This window comes from Rhizobium sp. 01T444 (assembly GCF_056398305.1).
The window spans coordinates 1-627 of record NZ_JBFTPD010000244.1 but is presented as its reverse complement, the minus strand read 5'-3'; the positions used below and the strand labels follow the sequence as shown (position 1 = coordinate 627).

At 55.7% G+C, this 627-nt stretch carries 1 protein-coding gene; it reads left to right on the top strand.

Annotation, left to right across the window (positions count from 1 at the left end; translation table 11 throughout):
• Positions 1–105: 105 nt before the first annotated feature.
• On the top strand, positions 106–627 hold a 522-nt coding region (locus AC1DTN_RS38230), incomplete at its 3' end, for a TetR/AcrR family transcriptional regulator (RefSeq protein ID WP_477925384.1).

Genomic DNA, 627 nt, shown 5'->3' with positions numbered 1-627 from the left:
CGCTCTGCGGTGCCGATTCCTAGATTGCGACTGATGTCACTTGCATAAAATGCTGTCATCCGTATCCAGAGCATGGGGCCGCTACGCCGTTGCTTGAACTAGTAAATGAAGAAAAACATTGAGGTTCGCAAGAGTGTTGGTCGCCCACGTAAGAGTGGGGGGCGCAACGCTGACGCAGCATCTCGCATCCTGGACGAAGCGGAGGCACTTTTTGCTGAGCACGGCTTCTATGGCGTGACCCTAAGAGCGATCGCCGACCGAGCGGAGGTGGATACTGCTCTGCTGCACTACTACTTTCAGCACAAAAAGGGGCTGTTTGACGCAGTATGGGATCGGCGTGCGCAAGTTGTTAATCAAGAGCGCATGGACGCCATGAATGACTACGCTTCTGCGCACGCCGGCGATCTAAGCGTTGAAGGTGTGATTGAAGCCTTTCTGCGACCGCTGATGGATCTGAAGCGACACCGTGATCCGGGTTGGCGCAATTACTTCGCGCTTACGGCCCAGGTCAGCAACTCTACGTCCTGGGGCGGGGAGATGATGGCGCGCTATTTCGACCCTGTGGTCAAGCGCCTCATAGGGCTGATTCACGAAGCCTTACCATCTGCTCGCAAGGAGGATCTGTAC